The organism is Leptotrichia sp. oral taxon 879 str. F0557 (genome assembly GCF_000469385.1).
GTDB classification, from domain to species: Bacteria; Fusobacteriota; Fusobacteriia; order Fusobacteriales; family Leptotrichiaceae; genus Leptotrichia; species Leptotrichia mesophila.
In genome coordinates this window covers 48974-68233 of the sequence record NZ_KI271335.1, presented here as the reverse complement: position 1 = coordinate 68233, position 19260 = coordinate 48974, and the positions used below count along the sequence as shown (strand labels likewise).

Below are 19260 nucleotides of genomic sequence, written 5' to 3'. Positions count from 1 at the left end.
GGTAGTTCGTAGAACATTTCGCCATTATCTCTAAATAGTAACCAGTTATACATGTTAAAATAACTGCTATTGCGAAAAAGGGCATGGTGTCTGATGCCCTTACGTTAAAAAATATATAAATAAATTACCAAAAGTCTTTAAGATGGATACTTAAAAAATTAGATTTGATTTTTTTAATAAAGCTATAAAATTAATTATTATAGAATTTTAATACTATTTTTTTAATGGGGTTAGGATAAGTTAAAATGTAAAAAAATTTATGTAATAAAAAAAATCTAAATGAATTAGATTTGATTAGAAAAGGCTATACTTATAAACCTTGTAAAATAGATAAATTGTGGATTATGAGATAGCCCTTTTTATATAGGGAAATTAAATAAATAATGTTTTTTTGGGCTATCTCATAAAATGGTCTTTTATTCAAAAAAACAAATTTCCCTATATAGCCAAATGGTTGTTAATTATTAATTAACTTCCTTTTGACATTATTATTATAGCACGAAAGTTAAAAAAGTCAATACTAAAAATTAAATAATTTTAAAATATTTTTGAAGTTTTTAGAAAATATTTATTTTTAATTCTTGAGATTGATTTAAATAAATTTAAATTATGGTTGTAATTATTGAAAATTGAGGTAAAATAAAGTTTAAGAGAAATTAAGTCATATAAAAATTAATTATGGAGGAAAACTGATGAAAAAAAATGTTGAATTTGGAATAAAAAAACAGTTGATTACAAAAGAAGAAATTCAGAAAAGATTAAAAGAGCTGGGAAAACAAATTACAGAGGATTTTAAAAATGAAAGCGAGCCGTTGATAGTTATTGGGCTTTTAAAAGGATCGATTGTGTTTATGGCTGATTTGATTAGAGAAATAAGATTGCCACTTGAAATTGATTTTATTGAGGCTTCTAGTTATGGAGAAGGAACTCAAAGTTCTAGGGAAGTTAAGATTTTGAAGGATTTGAGAAGTACAATTAGCGGTAAAAATGTGTTAGTTGTGGAAGATATTATTGATTCAGGATTTACGTTAAAAAAAGTATTACAGCTTTTAGGAAGTAGAAACCCTAAGAAAGTCTCACTATGTACGCTTTTGGACAAGCCTGAAAGAAGAGAAGTGGAAGTTGATGTGCAATATGTTGGTTTTGAAATTCCAAATGAATTTGTTGTAGGATATGGACTTGACTTTAATGAAAATTATAGAAATCTTGAATATGTAGGGATTGCTGAACCATCGGTATTTGAATAGATTTAAAATTAATTTTTTTATTAGGATTTAATTTTGAAATTTATGATAAACAATTATAAAAGTAATAATACAAAAAATCCAATAAATATAATATTTTTATCTAAAATATTAAAATCTTATTGTAAAAATGCTTAAGAAAAATAGTAAAAATTAGAATTGTAAGACCATTTTAACTATTAGAGAATTTAGACTTTTACGAATAAGTATATTTATTAAATGAGGAGAAATATTGAAAAGAAATAAAGAAAAACATCATAAAAAGAACAAAAACTTTGAGAATGAAAATCATAAGGCTAAAAAGAAATATGGACAGAATTTTTTAAATGACAGCAATTTATCAGATGAAATTTTAGACATAGCAAATATAAATGAGGAAACAGAAGTTCTGGAAATAGGACCAGGATTGGGATTTTTGACAGAAAAATTGATTGAAAATTCTAAATTTTTGACTGCTTTTGAGATAGATGATGACTTGATACCGTTTTTGAATAAAAAATTTGAAAATAAACAAAATTTTAAATTAATCCATCAGGATTTTATGGAAGCAGATTTGAAAAAATTTTTTGAAGATAAGAAAAATGTTAAAGTTGTGGCAAATATTCCGTATTATATAACTTCGCCGATTATTAACAAACTTTTGGAATACCGTGAGAATATTGATGAAATTTATTTGATGGTGCAAAAGGAAGTGGCAGAGCGAATTGCCTCCCAGTCTCATAGCAAAAATATGAGTCTGCTTACACACGCAGTTCAATTTTACGCTGAAGCAGAATATCTGTTTACTGTGCCGAAAGAAAAATTTGATCCTATTCCAAAAGTTGACTCAGCATTTTTAGGAATAAAAATTTTGAAAGATAAAAGATATGAAAGCCAGATTTCAGAAGAAAAATATTTTAAATATTTGAAAGAAGCCTTTTCCAATAAGCGAAAAAGTATTGCTAACAACTTAACAAAATTAGGATTCTCAAAGGATGTCGTTGGAGCTGCACTAGAAAAAGTTGGAAAGACAAGACTTGCACGGACTGAAGAGTTTTCTGTTCAGGAATTTATTGATTTTATTGGGATTTTGGAAAAATAAATTAATGGTAATTTTATTTTATAAAATTATAGTTTAAAACAAGAGCAGGATATTAATCGAATATTAAGTAAATTCACGATAATTTGTAAATAAATAGGCTTGGAATTATAATACTCCAAGCCATTCTCTTTTTTCTAGAATTTCTATTTCGATATTTTTTTGCTTTAATGTTTCGATTGCGTTATCCATATCATCTAAAAGATAAGAATTTGTAAGAATTTTTATTAAACCATTCTGATTGTCAAGAGTTCTTACGTTTCCTAATCCATCGTATGCCTCTATGATTTTATTTATAAAATCAATATGTTCTTTTTTCGTTTGAATAATGTATTCCCAGCTTTTTATTTGCATTTCTGTATTTTCCATTTCTTGCTTTTACCTTTCTTTTTAGAATTTATCTAAATATGAGTATTTTCCATCAGAATCTTTCCAGCCTAATATTTTTTCCAAATTTACATTTTGTGTTGATTGAATTATACGTTTTTTAATGTCTGGATTAGTTTTTACAAGCTGTGCAATTAAATCTTTTGTTTCACGGCGTTTACTGGAAGTCTTTTCGGCAGCTACGGTACAGCCGCAGTTCATTGGCAAGATACCGTTATTTCGTACCCATTTTATAATTGCTTTTTCTTCAACGTAGAATAATGGACGGATTAATTCTATCTCAAAATTATCGGACTTTAGTTTTGGCAGCATTGTTTCAAATTTTCCCATATAAAACATACTCATCAGAGTAGTTTCGATAACATCGTCAAAATGATGTCCAAGTGCTAGTTTATTACATCCAAGTGAAGTTGCTTTTGTGTAAAGGCTTCCACGACGCATTTTGGCACACATATAGCAAGGATAGTCTTTTGCAATCTTTTCTGCAATTTCAAAAATATTATCATTATAAATCTCACACGGAATATTCAGATGTTCTAGATTTTTTTTCAAATTATTCAAATTAGCAGGGTTAAATCCAGGATTCATTGAGATAAACACTAATTCAAAATTAGTTCTACTGGCTCTTTTTAGTTCCTGAAACAGCTTTGAAAGCAAAAGGCTGTCTTTACCTCCAGAAATAGCAACTGCAATCCTGTCGCCATCTTTTACCATTTCAAATTCCTTTAAAGCCCTTACAAAAGGGGTCCAAAGTGCTGAACGGTATTTCTTCTGAATACTTTTTTCAATAGTTTCCAGAGGCTGAAGTGGAACAGAGGGTAAAATTGTTTCACAGACTGCACTTCCAAGAGAAGTAGAGGCAATTTTGTCAGCGTCTATTTCATTATTTATTGTATTTTTATTATCGAAACTGCTTTCGACATTTTCTAAATTCATTATTTACAACTCCTTTTAAAATTTGTGTCTTTATAGACTGTATCAAGTTTTTAGAAGATTGTCAAGTAGTTTGATTTTAAACTAGGATTGCTATATTTTTTGATAAAAAATTTGAAAACAAAATTTGATAAGAATATTGAAATTATGATATAATAACTTTAAGAAAATAAAATTTTAAATAAAAAAAGTGGAGGAAAGAAATAAAATGAGCAAATATTTTGAAACTGTGGATTTCTGGGTTGAAAATTTATTGGATTCGACTGAAAGCTATACTATTGAAAGTAACGAAAAAGGTAAGTTTGTAGATATTACGATTAACGTTACAAAAGATGACATGGGAAAAGTTATTGGAAAAAATGGAAGAATTATTACAGCACTTAGAGTTCTAATGTCTTCAGTTGCAAAAAAAGATAGAAAAAGTGTAAAAATCGAGGTTAAGGAAATGTAAGTTTAAAAATTTGTTAAAATGATGTCAGTATTTATATGGTAGCAAATAGTTAGAAATAATTATATAAAATATAAAAAAAGTCAAAAAATACTGTATTAACAGAACTTTATAAATAACTAAAATTTTTATATTAATCAAGGAGCGGATTTATGAAAACTTCTGATTTGAAAAAGAAGAGCTTTAAACTTCGGGTTTATTATTACGATACTGATAAAATGGGAGTTGTGTATCATTCAAACTATCTAAAATGGATGGAAATGGCACGTACTGAGTATTTTAGGGATGTCTTTCCATATAAGAATATGGAAGATATGGGATTTATTTTACCAGTAAAGACGCTAAATATTGAATATATTAATTCTGCAAAATATGATGAAGAAATTAAAGTTTCTGTGAAAATTGAAGAAATAAACAATATTAAAATCAGATTTTCTTATGAAATGTACAATTCAGACGGAGTTTTAAAGGCAAAGGCTGAAACCGTAAATGTTTTTGTGGATGAAAATGGGAAATTGAAAAGAATTTCAAATGAGTTACTAGAAGAACTTATTAAATAACTTATTATTAAGAAGAAAAGAGGCTTTACAAATGAAAATAGCGATTGGAAATGATCATGCAGGGGTAGAATTTAAAAATAAAATGATGAAGGAACTTAGAAGCAAGGGATATGAAATTGTGAATGTGGGAACTGATACGTTGGATTCAGTTGATTATCCTGATATTGCTAAGGAAGTTAGTAAAAAAGTTTTGGATGAGGAAGTTAACTTTGGAATTTTGATTTGTGGGACTGGAATTGGAATTTCTATTGCCGCAAATAAAATAAAAGGAATTCGTGCGGCTCTTTGCCACAACGAGTATACAGCAAAACTTTCAAGACTTCACAATGATGCAAATATTATAGCATTAGGAGCTAGAGTTTTAGGAGAAGATTTGGGATTAGCATGTGTTGAAGCATTTGTAAATACAGAGTTTGAAGGTGGCAGACATGCTAAAAGAGTCGGAAAAATAGAATTGTAATTTAGAAAATATATTAAAAGATTCTAATTAAATTTTATTGCTAAATATTTGTTAGACTTTTTTGGAAATTACTAAGGTTTAACAAAAAAATATTATTATAAAATAAGGGGTCTTGACCCCTTTTCAAAATTTAAAAAAATAAAATAAGGGAGTGATTTTTATGTCAACAATTTTTAAAAAGATAATAGATAAGGAAATACCAGCAAATATTGTATATGAAGATGAAGAGTTCTTGGCTTTTCATGATATAAATCCAGCGGCAAAAGTTCACGTGCTTGTAATTCCAAAAAAGGAAATTAAAAATTTGGATGCAGCAACTGAGGAAGATGCTTTGCTGCTTGGTAAATTGCAGTTGACTGTGGCAAAAGTGGCTAGAATTCTGGAATTGGATAAAGATGGGTATAGAGTTATAACTAACATTGGGGACAATGGCGGACAGGAAGTTTATCATATTCATTACCATATTTTAGGTGGAGAAAAATTGCCAGTTACATTGAAATAGAAACAGTAAAATTTTCTAAAATTATGGAGGAAGTGCATGAAAATCAGACTTTCTAAAATTGTGATACTCGTTTTTCTTGTGGCAAATCTGGGAATGGCTGAATACATAAAAAAAGATAATGCTGTTTACTATAAGGATGAAATATGGCAGGCAGATGAGAAAAAGGTAAATAATGCGGATTTTAAAACATTTGTAGAATTGAATAAGATTTATGGGAAAGATAATAAAAATGTTTTTTATGGAGACGGAAAACTGGAAAATGCAGATTTTAAAACATTTAAGGCAGTTGGAGAAAATATTGGAAGAGATAAAGATAACTTTTATTGGTATAATCAGAAAGTAAAAATAAATCCAAAAGATTTTAAACTTTATGAAAATAAGAATAAAATAGTATATTTTAGAAATAATGGGAAAATATATGATTTAAAAGGATTAGATGAACTTAATGGAATTGAAGATGTAGATACTTTTGAAGTATTGGATGATGAATATTCAAGAGATAAATATAATATTTATTATGGTGGAGTAACTTTGTCTGATATGGATATGGATACTTTTCAGATAATAATGCAAGATACTTATGCGAAAGATAAAAACAAGGTGTATTATGGTTCAAGACCAATAAGGGAAGTGAATCCAAAAACAGTAAAAATTTTAAGTGAAATTTACTTGAAAGATGATAAAAGTGTATTTACAAAATATGGGAAAATTAAAAATGCTGATTTGAACAGTTTTGAAGTTTTAGGAGAAATGCATATTTACGCAAAAGATAATAAAAATGTTTATTTATTTGGTGAAATAATTAAAAAAGCAGATCCTAGAACTTTTGAAATAATTTCAGAAAAAGATTTTGCAACGTATTCAAAAGATAAAGATAAAGTTTATATTTCTGGAATGGAAATAAAAGGAGCAGATTCAAAAACATTTGAAAAATTAGAAAAATCAACTTTTTATTCAAAAGATAAAAATAACTTGTACTATCAAGAAGTAAAAATTGATGAAATTAGAGGAAATTTAGAAAATATGAGTGCTGGAGTGCTTGATATTATAAAAAATGGAAATAGAATTTATGCTAATGGAAATAGTCTTGATATAGAAAATCCAGAAAATTTTAAAATAATAAAAAATGATTATTACAGTGATCCAAATATAATTTATGGAAAAAACAACAAAAATATATACGTAATTATAGGAAATGGACAAAAAATTCGTAGTAAAGTAATAAAAGATGCGGACATAAACTCTTTTGAAATAATGGAAATTGGTGCATATTCACGAGATAAAAATAATATTTATTTTACGTATTCTGATGTTGTGAAAATGAAAGATGTAGACAAAGACAGTTTTATTATCGGAGAACATGGCTTTTCACACGATAAGAACAGTGTATATTTTTATGGAAAAAAGATAGATGGAATAAGTCCAAAAGGATTTAAAATTGTTGATTTAGCTGTTAATTCTGGGGAGCCTGTAACATTTGCACTATTGACAGACAGTAAAAATTTATATAAATTTATTTATGAATTTGATCCTGAAACGTATAAATTGAAAAATACAAAATTGGTTACTGTAACGAATGTAAAAGTAGATGCTCCGAGTTTTGAGATTGTTAAAGAAGACACGGGAAGTTATTATAGGGATAATGACAGCGTTTTTTATTATGATATGAATAAAAATGAACTAAGAAAAGTCGAAGGTAGTAGTAGCAAAAGCTTTATTGAAATGGATAATTTTTTTGCAAAGGATAATAAAAATGTCTATTATCTTGGGAAACAAATTAGAAATATCAGTTCAGAAGGATTAAAATTTGTTGGTCCAGATATTTTTAAAAATAAAAATAGTGTATATTTTTGGAAAGATGAAACTGGGACAGGAGATTATGAAATAATACCTTTAAATTTTGACAGTGCTTCATTTGATATAGCGAATAAGGATACGAGTAATTATTTTAAAGATAAAAATGGAATTTATTATCTTGATTACGGTAAATTGTTAAATTCGGAATCGAAGGACATTCAAAATGCCTTTATTAAACTTGAAGGAGTTGATATGCCAACATTTAAAGCGTTTGGATATGGGTATTCCAAAGATAAGAATAGAGTTTATTGTGGATATAAGGAATTTAAAGGGGTGGATGTGCCAAGTTTTACTGTCATGCGGGAAGATGAGGGAGTTGTAGTTAAGGATAAAAATAGGACTTATGAAAATGAATGTGAGTGACAAGTAAAAATTATTTTGAGTTATATTTTGGTAAGATTGCTTTAAAATAGAATTTAGAAATCATAATTGTCCTGCTAAAATTCTTTTTAATTATCTGATTTAATTTTGAAAGGTTTTAAATGTTTTTTGATAAATTGTTTAAAAAAGGAGTTGGAGAATTTTTATGAAAAGCAAACTTTCTAAAATTGTAATTCTTGTCTTTCTTGTGGCAAATCTAGGAATGGCTGAATATATAAAAAAAGATAATGCTGTTTATTATAAGGATGAAATATGGCAGGCTGATGAAAAAAAGGTAAATGATGCGGATTTTAAAACATTTGTGAAATTAAATGATATTTATGGAAAAGATGGGAAAAGAGTTTTTTATCTTGATGAGAAGTTAGATGGTGCTGATGTTCGGTCTTTTCAGGTAATTGGAGAAGTCAGTGGAAAAGATAAAAAATATATTTATAATTATGATGAAAAAATGGAGATAAATCCGAAAGATTTCAAACTTTATAAAAATAAGGACAAACTTTTGTATTTCAGAAATAATGGTAAACTGTATATTGGAGGAAGTTTTCTTGAAGTTGAATATATTCAGGATTTAGACAGTTTTGAGGCAATTGATCAAGGTTATTCAAAGGACAAGTATAATATTTATTATGCTGGAACGCCAATATATGATGTTGATAAAAGTACATTTCAGATAATAATGCCTGATTATTACGCAAAAGATAAGAATAATGTGTACCGTGGCTATGATAAAATAAAAGATGCGAATCCTGATACGATAAAAATATTAAATGAGGTTTATTTGAAGGATGATAAAAATGTATTTCTGAATTTTGGTCAAAAAATAGAAAATGTCGATGTGGCTGCTTTTCAAGCGATAGAAGGAAATGTAGCTTATGGAAAAGATAAAAATAATGTCTACTATCTTGGTGAAAAAATAAAAGGAGCTGATGCAAAATCTTTTGAAGTTATTTTAGAGCCTAGCGATCTTATTCAGATGTATTCAAAAGATAAAAATAGTGTCTTTATAGGAGGACTAAAAATAAAAGAGGCTGATTTGAAAACTTTTGAAAGACTTTCTGGAACAACTTATTATTCAAAGGATAAAAATAACTTGTATTATCAAGAAGTGAAAATTGATAAAATTGACAATAAAAATCTTAAAATTTTGTATTCTGATGGAATTGACTTGGTAAAAAATGGAAATAAAATTTTTTCAGAAGGGAAAAAATTGAATATAAAAAATCCAAAAACTTTTGAAATAATTTCGAATGAATATAATAGTGTTCCAAGTTTGATTTATGGAAAAGATGATAAAAATGTATATGCAATTACAAGATTTGATGAAGTTTATTCAAGTAAAATAATAAAAAATGCAGATGTAAATTCTTTTGAAATAATGAAAAATAATATGTATACAAAAGATAAAAATAATATTTATTTTACACGAAATGATGTTGTAAAGTTAGAAGGTGCTGATAAAGATAGTTTCGTTATTCAAGAAAATGATAATGACTTTTCTTATGATAAAAATAACGTATATTTTATGGGAAAAAAGATAAACGGAATAAATTCTAATGAATTTAGAATTATAGATTTGAATAACAAAAATGAATCTTTCTATTTCCTGACTGACAATAAAAATTTATATAAATTGATTACTATTTTTGATGAAGATAGTGGTAAAATTGTAAAAACTAAGTTAGTTACCATAGAAAATCCAAAAGTGGATACTAAAAGTTTTGAAGTGATAAATAAAAACTTTGATACTTATTATAGAGATAAAAATTCTGTTTATTATTATGATGCGGATTTTGGCAAAGAATTGAAAAAACTGGAAGCAGCTGATAGTAACAGTTTTATAAGTTTGGAAGCAGACTTTGGAAAAGATGACAGGAATGTTTATTATAACGGAAATAAATTGGAAGGCGTAAATTCTGATGGACTTGAAATTTTAGATGAAAATGCTATAATTTTTAAAAATAAGGATGGAGTTTATCTTTTAAAAAATGACGAAAAAGTAAAGTATGAGCTTGTATCTTTAAATTTCGATAATAATTCTTTTAAACCTGTCCATAGACGAAGTAATTATTTCAAAGATAAGAACGGAATTTATTATCTTGATTTTTTTGATTTGGAATATTTAGATGTAAAGAAAGAAAAAGATATTCAAAGCAAATTTTTCTTTAAGATAGAAGATGCTGATGTTCCAACATTTAGAGAACTGCTATTTGATTTTGCAAAAGATAAGAACAAGGTTTACTGTAAATATAAAGAAATTAAAGGTGCTGATGTTCAAAGTTTTTCTGTTGTGTCAGGAGACGAGGGAATTGTAATTAAAGATAAGAATAGAACTTATGAAAATGATTGTGAATAATTAAAGAAGTAAATTTAGAAAGTGAAAAAATAAAAAATGAGAGATGTAATAGCAAGTCCAGATAACAAATTTTATAAATTGTTAAAAAAACTGGATAAAAAGAAGTATCGTGATGAAAATAGCATTTTTAAGGCTGAAGGGGAAAAGTTTCTGAATGAGAATATCAATTTTAATAAAATAATTGTAAAAGAATCGAAATTTGAATATTTTGATGAAAGGTATGAGATTGCTAAGCATGATAATTTAACGATTTTGAAAGATAATCTGTTTGATGAGGTTTCAACACAGGAAAATAGTCAAGGAATAATTTTTTTATATTCTAAAAATTTGAATACAATTGAGGATATAAAGGGAGATGTGGTAATTCTAGATGATATTCAAGATCCGGGAAACGCTGGAACAATTATCAGAACAATGATTGCTGCAAATTTTCAAAATTTAATTCTGACAAAAGGCTCTGTAGATGTCTATAATCCAAAAACAGTACGTGCCACAATGAGTGGAATTTTCAAATTAAATATAATTTATGAAACACCTGAAAATATTGTAAAATTTTTGAATAAAAAAAATTATTTGAAAATAGCAACAGCTCTACACGAAGATTCAATTTCTTATGAAAAAATTGAATTGCGGGGAAATAATGCATTTATTTTTGGACACGAAGGTGGTGGAGTATCTGATTATCTGATAGAAAATTCTGATATAAAGGCAATTATTCCGATTTATGGGAATATTGAGTCGTTAAATGTGAGTGTGGCAACAGGGATTTTTCTTTATAAAATGAGAGAGAAATTACAAGGATTATAAAAATTGTGGAGATGATAACATGAAAAAAAAATAATGTTTATTGTGCTGCTAATTACAGTAGCGAGTTGTACTGAACTTTCAGAATTGAGTCAGGAATCAGATAGAATGAAGAGAGAAAGAGGACATAAATGCAAATATGATGGTTATGGACGTTTAAAATTTTGTGAATATGCAAATTAATATAAATTAATAAAGTTCAAAAAACTAGATAAGGGGTGGGAAATAATGGAGAATAATATACAAATATTTGAAGGTAAAAAAATTAGGTCTGTATGGGATAATGAAAAGGAAGAATGGTATTTTTCTGTTGTGGATGTTGTAGGAGCATTAACGGATAGTTTGAATCCTAATAATTATTGGAAAGTATTAAAAAAACGTTTGAAAGATGAGGGGAATGAGTTGGTTACAAATTGTAACCGACTGAAAATGAAATCCCATAAAGATGGAAAAATGTATATGACAGATGTTGCTGATATACAAGGTATTTTCCGTGTTATTCAGTCAATTTCGTAATTTATTGTTAAGTATTAACGATGAAATATTTAAAGGAAGGTTTTAAATGAAAGAGAATATAAATAAATTTAAAGATTTATATAATTTTGAATTTGAGGAAATAAAGGATTTAAGTTATAAAGAAATTGAGAAAAAGTATTTAGAAATTTATAAGGAAGGGAAAGAAAAAAATTTTACTCCTGTATTTTTAGTTCTTGATGATATTTTATTAGAAAAGTTTGAGTTGGATATGGAAGATGAAGAAACTAATAATATAATGGATGTGGTTAATCTGAATCTTGAAAAATCTAAGAATATAAATGCACTTGAACTGCTAAAAAAAATTCAAGTAGAAAATATGGAAGATATAAAAGAAAATATAGATGAGTATTTTGCAGAAAAAAGTTATAAATTTGATGATAGTGAAAAATATGATTTAGAACTTTCGTCTTTATTTGATTATAACGGAGATTTTAAAGATAATGTTATCTTAGTAAAGGTCCCTACAAAAAATCCTTATGAAGTTTTGGGATATTTTGGAATGGGTGGTTTTAATGACTGTCCCCTTTCAGAAGAACAAATAGTAATTGCTAAATATTGGTATGAAAAATATGGAGCAGTTCCAGCAGTTGTAACTTATGATGAGATAGAATTTTATGTAGAAAATCCTGTTCAAACTTTAGAAGAAGCAAAAAATCTAGCAGTTGAACATTATATTTTCTGTTATGATATTGTAGCTCAATGTTATGGTACATTTGAAAAATTAGTAGATGCTTTATACAAAAATATACAATGGTATTTTTGGTGGGATTAAAAAAATTAAAGAAAGGAAATAAAAAATGTCAAAAAAAGAAATTTTTAAAATTGGATCACATGTGGGAATGAGTGGGAAAGATATGCTTTTGGGGTCGGTTAAGGAAGCGGTTTCTTATGGATCGAATACTTTTATGATATATACTGGAGCACCACAGAATACACGGAGAAAACCGATTGATGAGCTGAATATTGAGGCTGGGCTTAAACTTATGAAGGAGAATAATATTGATATTGATGATATTGTTGTGCATGCTCCTTATATAATTAATCTTGGGAATGCTGTAAAGCCTGAAACTTTTGAGATTGCAGTGCAGTTTTTGAGAACGGAGATTGAAAGGACAGATGCTATTGGAGCGAAGAGAATTGTTCTTCATCCAGGTGCTCACGTTGGGGAAGGTGAAGAAGTTGGGATTAATAAGATTATTGAAGGACTGAATGAAGTTTTGACAAAAGATCAGAAAACGACTGTGGCACTTGAGACGATGGCTGGAAAAGGTACAGAATGTGGAAGAAGTTTTGAAGAAATTGCAAAAATTATTGACGGTGTAAAATTAAAGGATAAACTGACAGTATGTTTTGATACTTGCCACGTTCACGACGCTGGATATGATATTGTAAATGATTTTGAAGGAGTTATTGAACAGTTTGATAAAATTGTTGGAATTGACAGAATTTCAGTAATTCACTTGAATGATAGTAAGAATGTGTGTGGTGCACATAAAGATAGGCATGAAAATATAGGATTTGGAAAAATCGGATTTGAAGTGTTAAATAAAATTGCACATTTTGAAAAATTTTCCCATTTGCCAAAAATTTTAGAAACGCCTTATGTGGCTTTGAGCGATGATAAGAAGGCTAAAAAAGTTCCGCCGTATAAATTTGAGATTGAGATGCTTAGAGCTGGGAAGTTTGACAAAGATGTGATGGAGAAAATAAAAAATCAGTAAATATATAATTGCGGAAATACTATTTTCAAATTTTAAAATTTAGGAGTGTGAATTTGATAAATGAAATATGAAATTATAGGAAGTTTTGCAATAGTAACAGTAGTTGTTTTAATTATTATAATTTTGAAATTAAAGAAGAAAAAGAAAATCAAAATTGAAGAAGAATCTTCTTTTTCTATAATAGAACATTCAAATGAACTTATGCTAATTAAACCAGAATTAATTTTAGAAGATGAAATAAAAGATAAATCAAAACTTATAGAAATAAAAGATAATAAATTATTAGAACACATTAATCAAGCTATACCAGGATTTGTTCAAATTGGTAATGCTCTAAATAATATAGCTCAAGTAAACGGAATGTATAAGGTAATAATTCCAAAAGGAGCAAAATTATCAGAATCTTCAACTATGACTGGAGCTTTTCGAGGTATTTTTCATGGAGCTGATGGTATTAAAGGACATGCGAATATTATTTCTGATAATAGTGGATTAATAATGGCAAATTCTTTGACTTCCGTTATGGCTGTAGCTTCAATGGTTGTTGGTCAATATTATATGGCAAAAATTGATGAAAAACTTAGTGATATTAATAGTAAGTTATCTAAAATTTCTAGTTTTCAGAATAATGAATACAAGGCTAAAGTTCTTTCATTAGTATCTGGTGTTAAGGTAATTTCTGATTTTAAAACAGAAATATTTGAAAAAAAAAAATTACGAGAAAGTCAAATTATTAAATTAGATAGACTAGAAGAAAAATGTACTGAACTTCTTGGACAAGCAAATCTTACTATTATAGATGATATAAAAAAAGAATTTTATAAATACGAAGAATATGAAAATGTATTAGAAAGTATTCAAAATTGGTGTAAGTATCAAAATATTCTAATAAAAACTATGTATGAGATTTCTGAATTAAGGTATGCATTAAATTGTGGAGAAACAGAAAAAGAATATTATAGAAGTAATTTATTAAATTACTCAAAATACGTTGATGATACTAATAAAAAATTAGAGAGTTGGCAAGATGAACATATTAAAAGATTTAAAATAGATATCAAAAAAAGTCGCCGTGAAAAATATTTTATACGAAAATTACTTCGTGATGATTGGAAATATAAATATATGCCAGAAAAAATATCTGAAATGATTAAGTTTCAAAAATATGAAAATCAAAAGGAAGGAAAAGAATACATAAATAATACAAATGAAATTAGTTTATATGATAAAGATGTACAACTTATAAGTGATAATGGGAAAATTTATTATTATTTAAATTAAAAAAATATATATATTAAATAAATTAATTTTAAAAATAATAGATAATAAATAGATAGAAAGAAGTGATAAAAATGTTAAAAGATAAAAAATTAACAAAAAAGGAAATGTTTGAAATATTTAACAGAAGATATGCGTGCAAAAAATACGATAAGACAAAAGTTGTTTCAGATGAAGATTTTATGGCAATTATTGAGGCAGGTAGGCTTTCTCCTAGTTCATTTGGGCTTGAGCCTTGGAAATTTATTCTTGTGAAAAATGAGGAAATGCTGAATGACATGAGAGAGTTTGCTTGGGGAGCAATTAACAGCTTGAATGGGGCGAGTCATATTGTTATGGTGCTGGCTAGAAAAGGTGTTACTGGCGATAGTGAGTATTTTGAGAGAATTGGGAAGGAAATAAAAAATATTTCTGATGAAAATTTGAAGATTAGAAAAGAATTTTTTACAAAATTTCAAAAAGAGCATTTTAAGTTGCTGGAAAGTGAAAGAGCATTATTTGACTGGGCTTCAAAACAGACTTACATTGTGATGGTAAATATGATGAATATGGCTGCGGCTCTTGGGATTGACAGCTGTGCGATTGAAGGATTTAATAAAGAAATGGCTGAAAAATACTTTTCTGAAAAAGGTGTGTTTGATTTGAAGGAATATGGAATTTCATATTTTGTAAGTTTTGGGTATAGAGATGAAGATATTACTCCAAAAACTAGAAGAGAACTGTCGGAAGTTTATGAGGTTGTTGAGTAGTTTTCGAATACTTGAATTTTGAATATACTCAAATTAATTTATTGGCAGAAAGAGGATTTTTATGAAAAAAATTTTTGTAATGATGTTGCTGGCAACGGCATTTTCGTGTGGTAATAAAAATAAAAATAACATAGACAAGAATAAAAAAATTGAAAAAAATACAACTACTACTGAGCAAGTGAAACAAAATCAACAAGAGGAAAAAACTGATTTTGATAAACTTAGTAAAAAAGAACAAGAAGAATATTTACAAAAACTGGAAAAGATAGAAGCAAAATATGAAAAGGAATTAATGGAATTAAAAATACCAGAATTCAATAAGTCCAAAACGAATGATTCTAAGCAACTGACTGAAGAAGAAGTAAAGGAAATAAAGGATGTATTACGTAAAAAATTTAAGAGAATAGGGTTGACAGCTGCAACAAAAGATGGCAGATTTTACATAATAGAAGTTATTAAAGATGGAAAAAACAAAGAAGAGACTGCAAAGGAAGTTGCTCTTGAGAGACCTGATATTATTGACACTATTGGTGAATGGTGTAAAAGTAAAGGAATAAAATTTAAAGTTATTTTTGTTGAATTCTATGACAAAGTTCAAAATAAAAAGATTAGTCAGTCTGCATACCATTCTCACCTTTTGGAAATTCAGTATGAAGATAAAGAATATAAAGATGCACTGAGAGAAGGCTTTTCTAAATATAAGAGAGCTACAAAATTTTAAAATAGAAAATATTTTTATAAAAAAGGTGTATATTTAAAGAAATATGGAGTTTCTGTAGTAGTAAGTTTTGGGTATAGGAATGAAGAGTGCCAAAAAAATTAAGAAAATCACTTTAAGAACTTTTGGAAATAATTGAGTAAAGGGTTTTTACTTCTTGTTGCAAGATAAAAAAGTAAAAAGTCGATAAATAAAATAAAGATAAAAACACAGTTCTGGTTGGTAGTCCAGACGCAGTAATGTAAGTAACCTGCCTCCTTAGGTTGTCCATTCTTTATTATAAATTTTTTTAAGGAGGCTGAAATTATGAGAAAGATTTCAGGAAAATTGACAGTTTTTTTTGAAAATCCTTTTTGGGTAGGAATTTTTGAAAATTTTGAAAATGATAATTTATCAGTTTGTAAAGTAACTTTTGGTTCGGAACCTAAAGAATATGAAATTTATGATTTTATATTAAAAAAGTTTTATAATCTTCGATTTAGTAATGAAATGAAGTCAAATTTTAATGAGAAAGCCAAAAATCCAAAACGTAGACAAAGAGAAATAAAAAAAGAACTTCAAAGTAAAAAATTTTTGAAAAAATCGGAAGAAATTTTAAAATTACAATATGAAGTGAATAAAAAGGAACGGAAAGTTAAAACAAAGCAAGAAAAAGAACTTGAAAAACAGAAAAAATTTTTATTGAAACAGGAGAAAAAGAAAAAGAAACATAGAGGGAAATAAAAGGTTCTTATTTGTCATTTAAAAAATATTTAGAATAATGAAAAATATTAGGAGAAAAAATGGATTTAAAAAGAGAAAATTTAAAAGATTTCATATTGACATTAAATCAAAAAGATATTAATGAATTAATGGAAAAATCTGAAAAAGAAGAAGATAAAATATTTTATAATAAGCTATTTAATTTAATTTTGGAAACAAAACAAGATGAGTTAATAAAAAAAGGTGTATTTTAATGAAAAAAGTTTTATATATTTTCGCAGGAGTAAATGGAGCAGGAAAATCAACTCTATACAATTCTGGAAATTTAGATGATAACATAAAAGACAGTACAAGAATTAATACAGATGAAATTGTTAGAAAAATCGGAGATTGGAAGAATAATTCTGATCAAATAAAAGCAGCGAAAATAGCAATAAATTTAAGAAATGACTGCATGCAGCATGGAAAATCGTTTAATGAAGAAACAACTCTAACTGGAAAAACGATTTTAAAAACTATCGATAAAGCAAAAGAATTAGGTTACGAATTACAATTATTCTATGTTGGTGTAAATAATCCTGAAATAGCAAAGGAAAGAATAAAAAATAGAGTAGAAAAAGGCGGTCATAATATAGCTGATGAAATAGTCGAAAAAAGATATTATGAATCTTTAAAAAATTTAAAACAGGTAATTACAAAATTTGATGAAGTTTACCTATATGATAATTCTATAAAATATAAACATATTTTTTCATTTATAAATAATAAAATTTTATATAAAGAAAAAAATGTAAATTGGTCTAAAAACTCTATAGAAGTAATTGAAAATAAAAAATAAAAAAATTGAAGTAAAAAAGATAAATAAATTAAATTTATTACTATATCATAAAATCAAATTGTTGCACAATACTTTATTTTATTATATAATATACAAAGAATAATAAAATAGATAGGAGAAAAGAGAAAAAAATGTCAAACAGTGATAATAAAAAAGTAAGAGTTAGAATAGCACCGTCTCCAACTGGAGATCCACATGTAGGAACTGCCTACATTGGACTATTTAATTATGCATTTGCAAAACATAATGGCGGAGATTTTATTTTAAGAATAGAAGATACGGATAGAACGAGATTTTCAGGAGATTCAGAACAGCAAATTTTTGATGCGATGAAATGGCTTGGGTTAAATTATGATGAAGGTCCAGACGTTGGGGGAGAAGCAGGGCCTTATAGACAATCGGAAAGATTTTCGATTTATAAGGATTATGCTGAACAACTGGTGGAAAAAGGGGAAGCGTATTATTGTTTTTGTACTGCTGAAAGATTGCAGAAATTAAGAGAAAGACAGGCGGCTATGAAACAAGCACCAGGATATGACGGGCATTGCAGAAACTTGTCAAAAGAAGAAGTGGAAGCAAAATTAGCGGCTGGAGAGCCTTATGTTATCAGGCTTAAAATGCCTTACGAAGGTGAAACTGTTGTAAATGATGGATTAAGAGGAGAAATTAGATTTGAAAATAGTAAAATTGACGATCAAGTTTTATTAAAATCTGATGGATTCCCAACTTATCATTTGGCAAATATTGTTGATGATCATTTGATGGGGATAACTCACGTTATAAGAGCCGAAGAGTGGATTTCTTCTACGCCTAAACATATTCAATTATACAAAGCATTTGGATGGGATGAGCCGAAATGGTATCACATGCCACTTTTGAGAAATGCTGACAAAACTAAAATTTCAAAAAGAAAAAATCCAGTTTCATTGAACTATTACAAAGAAGAAGGTTACTTAAAAGAAGGATTACTAAATTTCCTTGCACTTATGGGATGGAGCTTTGGAGAAAATAAGGAAATTTTTACTATTGATGAAATGATACAAAATTTCTCATTTGATAAAATTTCTCTTGGAGGGCCTGTATTTGACCTAGTTAAATTAGGATGGGTAAACAATCATCATATGAGATTAAAGGATTTGGATGAATTGACAAAATTGGCTATTCCATATTTTGTGCAAGCTGGTTACTATGAAAATGAAAACTTGTCAGATGAAGAATTTTCAAAATTAAAAAGAATTGTGGAAATTACAAGAGAAGGTTCACAAACATTAAAGGAATTGCCAGTAAATGCTTCAATCTACTTTGAAGATGAATTTGAATTGCCAGTAATTGAAGAAGGAATGAATAAAAAAGAAAGAAAATCAATCGAAAAACTGACTTCTTCACTTGAAACAGAAACTGGTAAAAAATCTATCCAAATGTTTATTGAAAAAATCAATAAATTAAATGAAGAAATTTCAGAAGACGAAGCAAAGCAAATCCTGCACGAACTGCAAGATGAAATTGGAGAAGGTCCAGCGGCAGTATTAATGCCACTTAGGGCAGTTATTACAGGAAAAGCCAGAGGAGCGGATTTATACACAGTAATTGCAGTTATTGGAAAAGAAAGAACATTGGCTAGGATAAATAATATTTTAAATAAATAAAATAATAAAAAAGTGATACTTTAGAGAACAATGCTTCTAAATATCACTTTTTATTTTAGAAAAA

Annotated in this window: 22 protein-coding genes; 20 read left to right on the top strand and 2 right to left on the bottom strand. The window is 27.5% G+C overall.

Features of this window, described 5'->3' with window-relative positions; all coding sequences use genetic code 11:
* The first annotated feature begins 692 nt into the window (after positions 1–692).
* Both hpt and rsmA read left to right on the top strand, forming a co-directional pair.
* Entirely contained in the window at positions 693–1247 is a 555-nt protein-coding gene (gene hpt / locus HMPREF1552_RS07495; RefSeq protein WP_021744544.1) for a hypoxanthine phosphoribosyltransferase, read from the top strand.
* 229 nt (positions 1248–1476) lie between these two features.
* Positions 1477–2325 (top strand): 16S rRNA (adenine(1518)-N(6)/adenine(1519)-N(6))-dimethyltransferase RsmA, encoded by an 849-nt coding sequence (gene rsmA, locus HMPREF1552_RS07490; RefSeq protein ID WP_021744543.1) that lies wholly within the window; start codon positions 1477–1479, stop codon positions 2323–2325.
* A 105-nt stretch (positions 2326–2430) separates the two neighbouring features.
* On the opposite strand, the gene HMPREF1552_RS07485 is transcribed toward rsmA, so the two are convergent.
* Complete coding sequence (locus tag HMPREF1552_RS07485) at positions 2431–2691, bottom strand: DUF4911 domain-containing protein (protein ID WP_021744542.1); 261 nt, start codon at positions 2689–2691, stop codon at positions 2431–2433.
* A 21-nt stretch (positions 2692–2712) separates the two neighbouring features.
* Complete coding sequence (locus HMPREF1552_RS07480; RefSeq protein WP_021744541.1) at positions 2713–3645, bottom strand: ATP-binding protein; 933 nt, start codon at positions 3643–3645, stop codon at positions 2713–2715.
* A gap of 205 nt (positions 3646–3850) precedes the next feature.
* Here HMPREF1552_RS07480 and HMPREF1552_RS07475 point away from each other — a divergent pair, with 205 nt between their 5' ends.
* From HMPREF1552_RS07475 to gltX, 18 genes are all read left to right on the top strand, one after another.
* On the top strand, positions 3851–4093 hold the full coding sequence (locus HMPREF1552_RS07475; protein ID WP_026749234.1) for a KH domain-containing protein: 243 nt from the start codon (positions 3851–3853) through the stop codon (positions 4091–4093).
* A 149-nt stretch (positions 4094–4242) separates the two neighbouring features.
* Positions 4243–4650 carry a thioesterase family protein gene (locus tag HMPREF1552_RS07470; protein WP_021744539.1) on the top strand — a complete coding sequence of 136 codons (408 nt, stop codon included), beginning with the start codon at positions 4243–4245 and terminating at the stop codon, positions 4648–4650.
* 31 nt (positions 4651–4681) lie between these two features.
* Entirely contained in the window at positions 4682–5110 is a 429-nt protein-coding gene (rpiB, locus tag HMPREF1552_RS07465) for a ribose 5-phosphate isomerase B (RefSeq protein ID WP_021744538.1), read from the top strand.
* A 160-nt stretch (positions 5111–5270) separates the two neighbouring features.
* Positions 5271–5612: a histidine triad nucleotide-binding protein gene (locus HMPREF1552_RS07460; protein WP_021744537.1), complete on the top strand. Its 342-nt coding sequence runs from the start codon at positions 5271–5273 to the stop codon at positions 5610–5612.
* Between the two features lie 36 nt (positions 5613–5648).
* On the top strand, positions 5649–7832 hold the full coding sequence (locus tag HMPREF1552_RS07455; RefSeq protein WP_021744536.1) for a DKNYY domain-containing protein: 2184 nt from the start codon (positions 5649–5651) through the stop codon (positions 7830–7832).
* Between the two features lie 163 nt (positions 7833–7995).
* The gene (locus tag HMPREF1552_RS07450) at positions 7996–10203 is read left to right on the top strand and encodes a DKNYY domain-containing protein (RefSeq protein WP_021744535.1); all 2208 of its coding nucleotides are present in this window, start codon (positions 7996–7998) and stop codon (positions 10201–10203) included.
* Between the two features lie 36 nt (positions 10204–10239).
* Positions 10240–11010 (top strand): RNA methyltransferase, encoded by a 771-nt coding sequence (locus tag HMPREF1552_RS07445; protein WP_021744534.1) that lies wholly within the window; start codon positions 10240–10242, stop codon positions 11008–11010.
* 33 nt (positions 11011–11043) lie between these two features.
* Positions 11044–11190, top strand: a complete 147-nt coding sequence (locus HMPREF1552_RS12305) for a hypothetical protein (protein WP_021744533.1) — start codon at positions 11044–11046, stop codon at positions 11188–11190.
* A gap of 45 nt (positions 11191–11235) precedes the next feature.
* Complete coding sequence (locus HMPREF1552_RS07440; RefSeq protein WP_021744532.1) at positions 11236–11523, top strand: BRO family protein; 288 nt, start codon at positions 11236–11238, stop codon at positions 11521–11523.
* 46 nt (positions 11524–11569) lie between these two features.
* Complete coding sequence (locus HMPREF1552_RS07435) at positions 11570–12316, top strand: DUF4253 domain-containing protein (protein WP_021744531.1); 747 nt, start codon at positions 11570–11572, stop codon at positions 12314–12316.
* 25 nt (positions 12317–12341) lie between these two features.
* Positions 12342–13265 (top strand): deoxyribonuclease IV, encoded by a 924-nt coding sequence (locus HMPREF1552_RS07430; RefSeq protein ID WP_021744530.1) that lies wholly within the window; start codon positions 12342–12344, stop codon positions 13263–13265.
* A 60-nt stretch (positions 13266–13325) separates the two neighbouring features.
* Positions 13326–14546, top strand: coding sequence for a hypothetical protein (locus tag HMPREF1552_RS07425; RefSeq protein ID WP_021744529.1), 1221 nt, complete (start codon positions 13326–13328; stop codon positions 14544–14546).
* Positions 14547–14617: 71 nt separating this feature from the next.
* A complete protein-coding gene (locus HMPREF1552_RS07420) occupies positions 14618–15292 on the top strand; it encodes an NAD(P)H-dependent oxidoreductase (protein ID WP_021744528.1) in 675 nt (224 codons plus the stop codon).
* A gap of 61 nt (positions 15293–15353) precedes the next feature.
* Complete coding sequence (locus HMPREF1552_RS07415) at positions 15354–16013, top strand: hypothetical protein (RefSeq protein ID WP_021744527.1); 660 nt, start codon at positions 15354–15356, stop codon at positions 16011–16013.
* Positions 16014–16316: 303 nt separating this feature from the next.
* On the top strand, positions 16317–16733 hold the full coding sequence (locus tag HMPREF1552_RS07410) for a YjdF family protein (RefSeq protein ID WP_021744526.1): 417 nt from the start codon (positions 16317–16319) through the stop codon (positions 16731–16733).
* A 59-nt stretch (positions 16734–16792) separates the two neighbouring features.
* Positions 16793–16966: a hypothetical protein gene (locus HMPREF1552_RS07405; RefSeq protein ID WP_021744525.1), complete on the top strand. Its 174-nt coding sequence runs from the start codon at positions 16793–16795 to the stop codon at positions 16964–16966.
* Complete coding sequence (locus HMPREF1552_RS07400) at positions 16966–17550, top strand: zeta toxin family protein (protein WP_021744524.1); 585 nt, start codon at positions 16966–16968, stop codon at positions 17548–17550. The genes HMPREF1552_RS07405 and HMPREF1552_RS07400 overlap by 1 nt, the downstream gene beginning before the upstream one ends.
* A gap of 131 nt (positions 17551–17681) precedes the next feature.
* Complete coding sequence (gene gltX, locus HMPREF1552_RS07395) at positions 17682–19196, top strand: glutamate--tRNA ligase (RefSeq protein ID WP_021744523.1); 1515 nt, start codon at positions 17682–17684, stop codon at positions 19194–19196.
* The last annotated feature ends 64 nt before the right edge of the window (positions 19197–19260 follow it).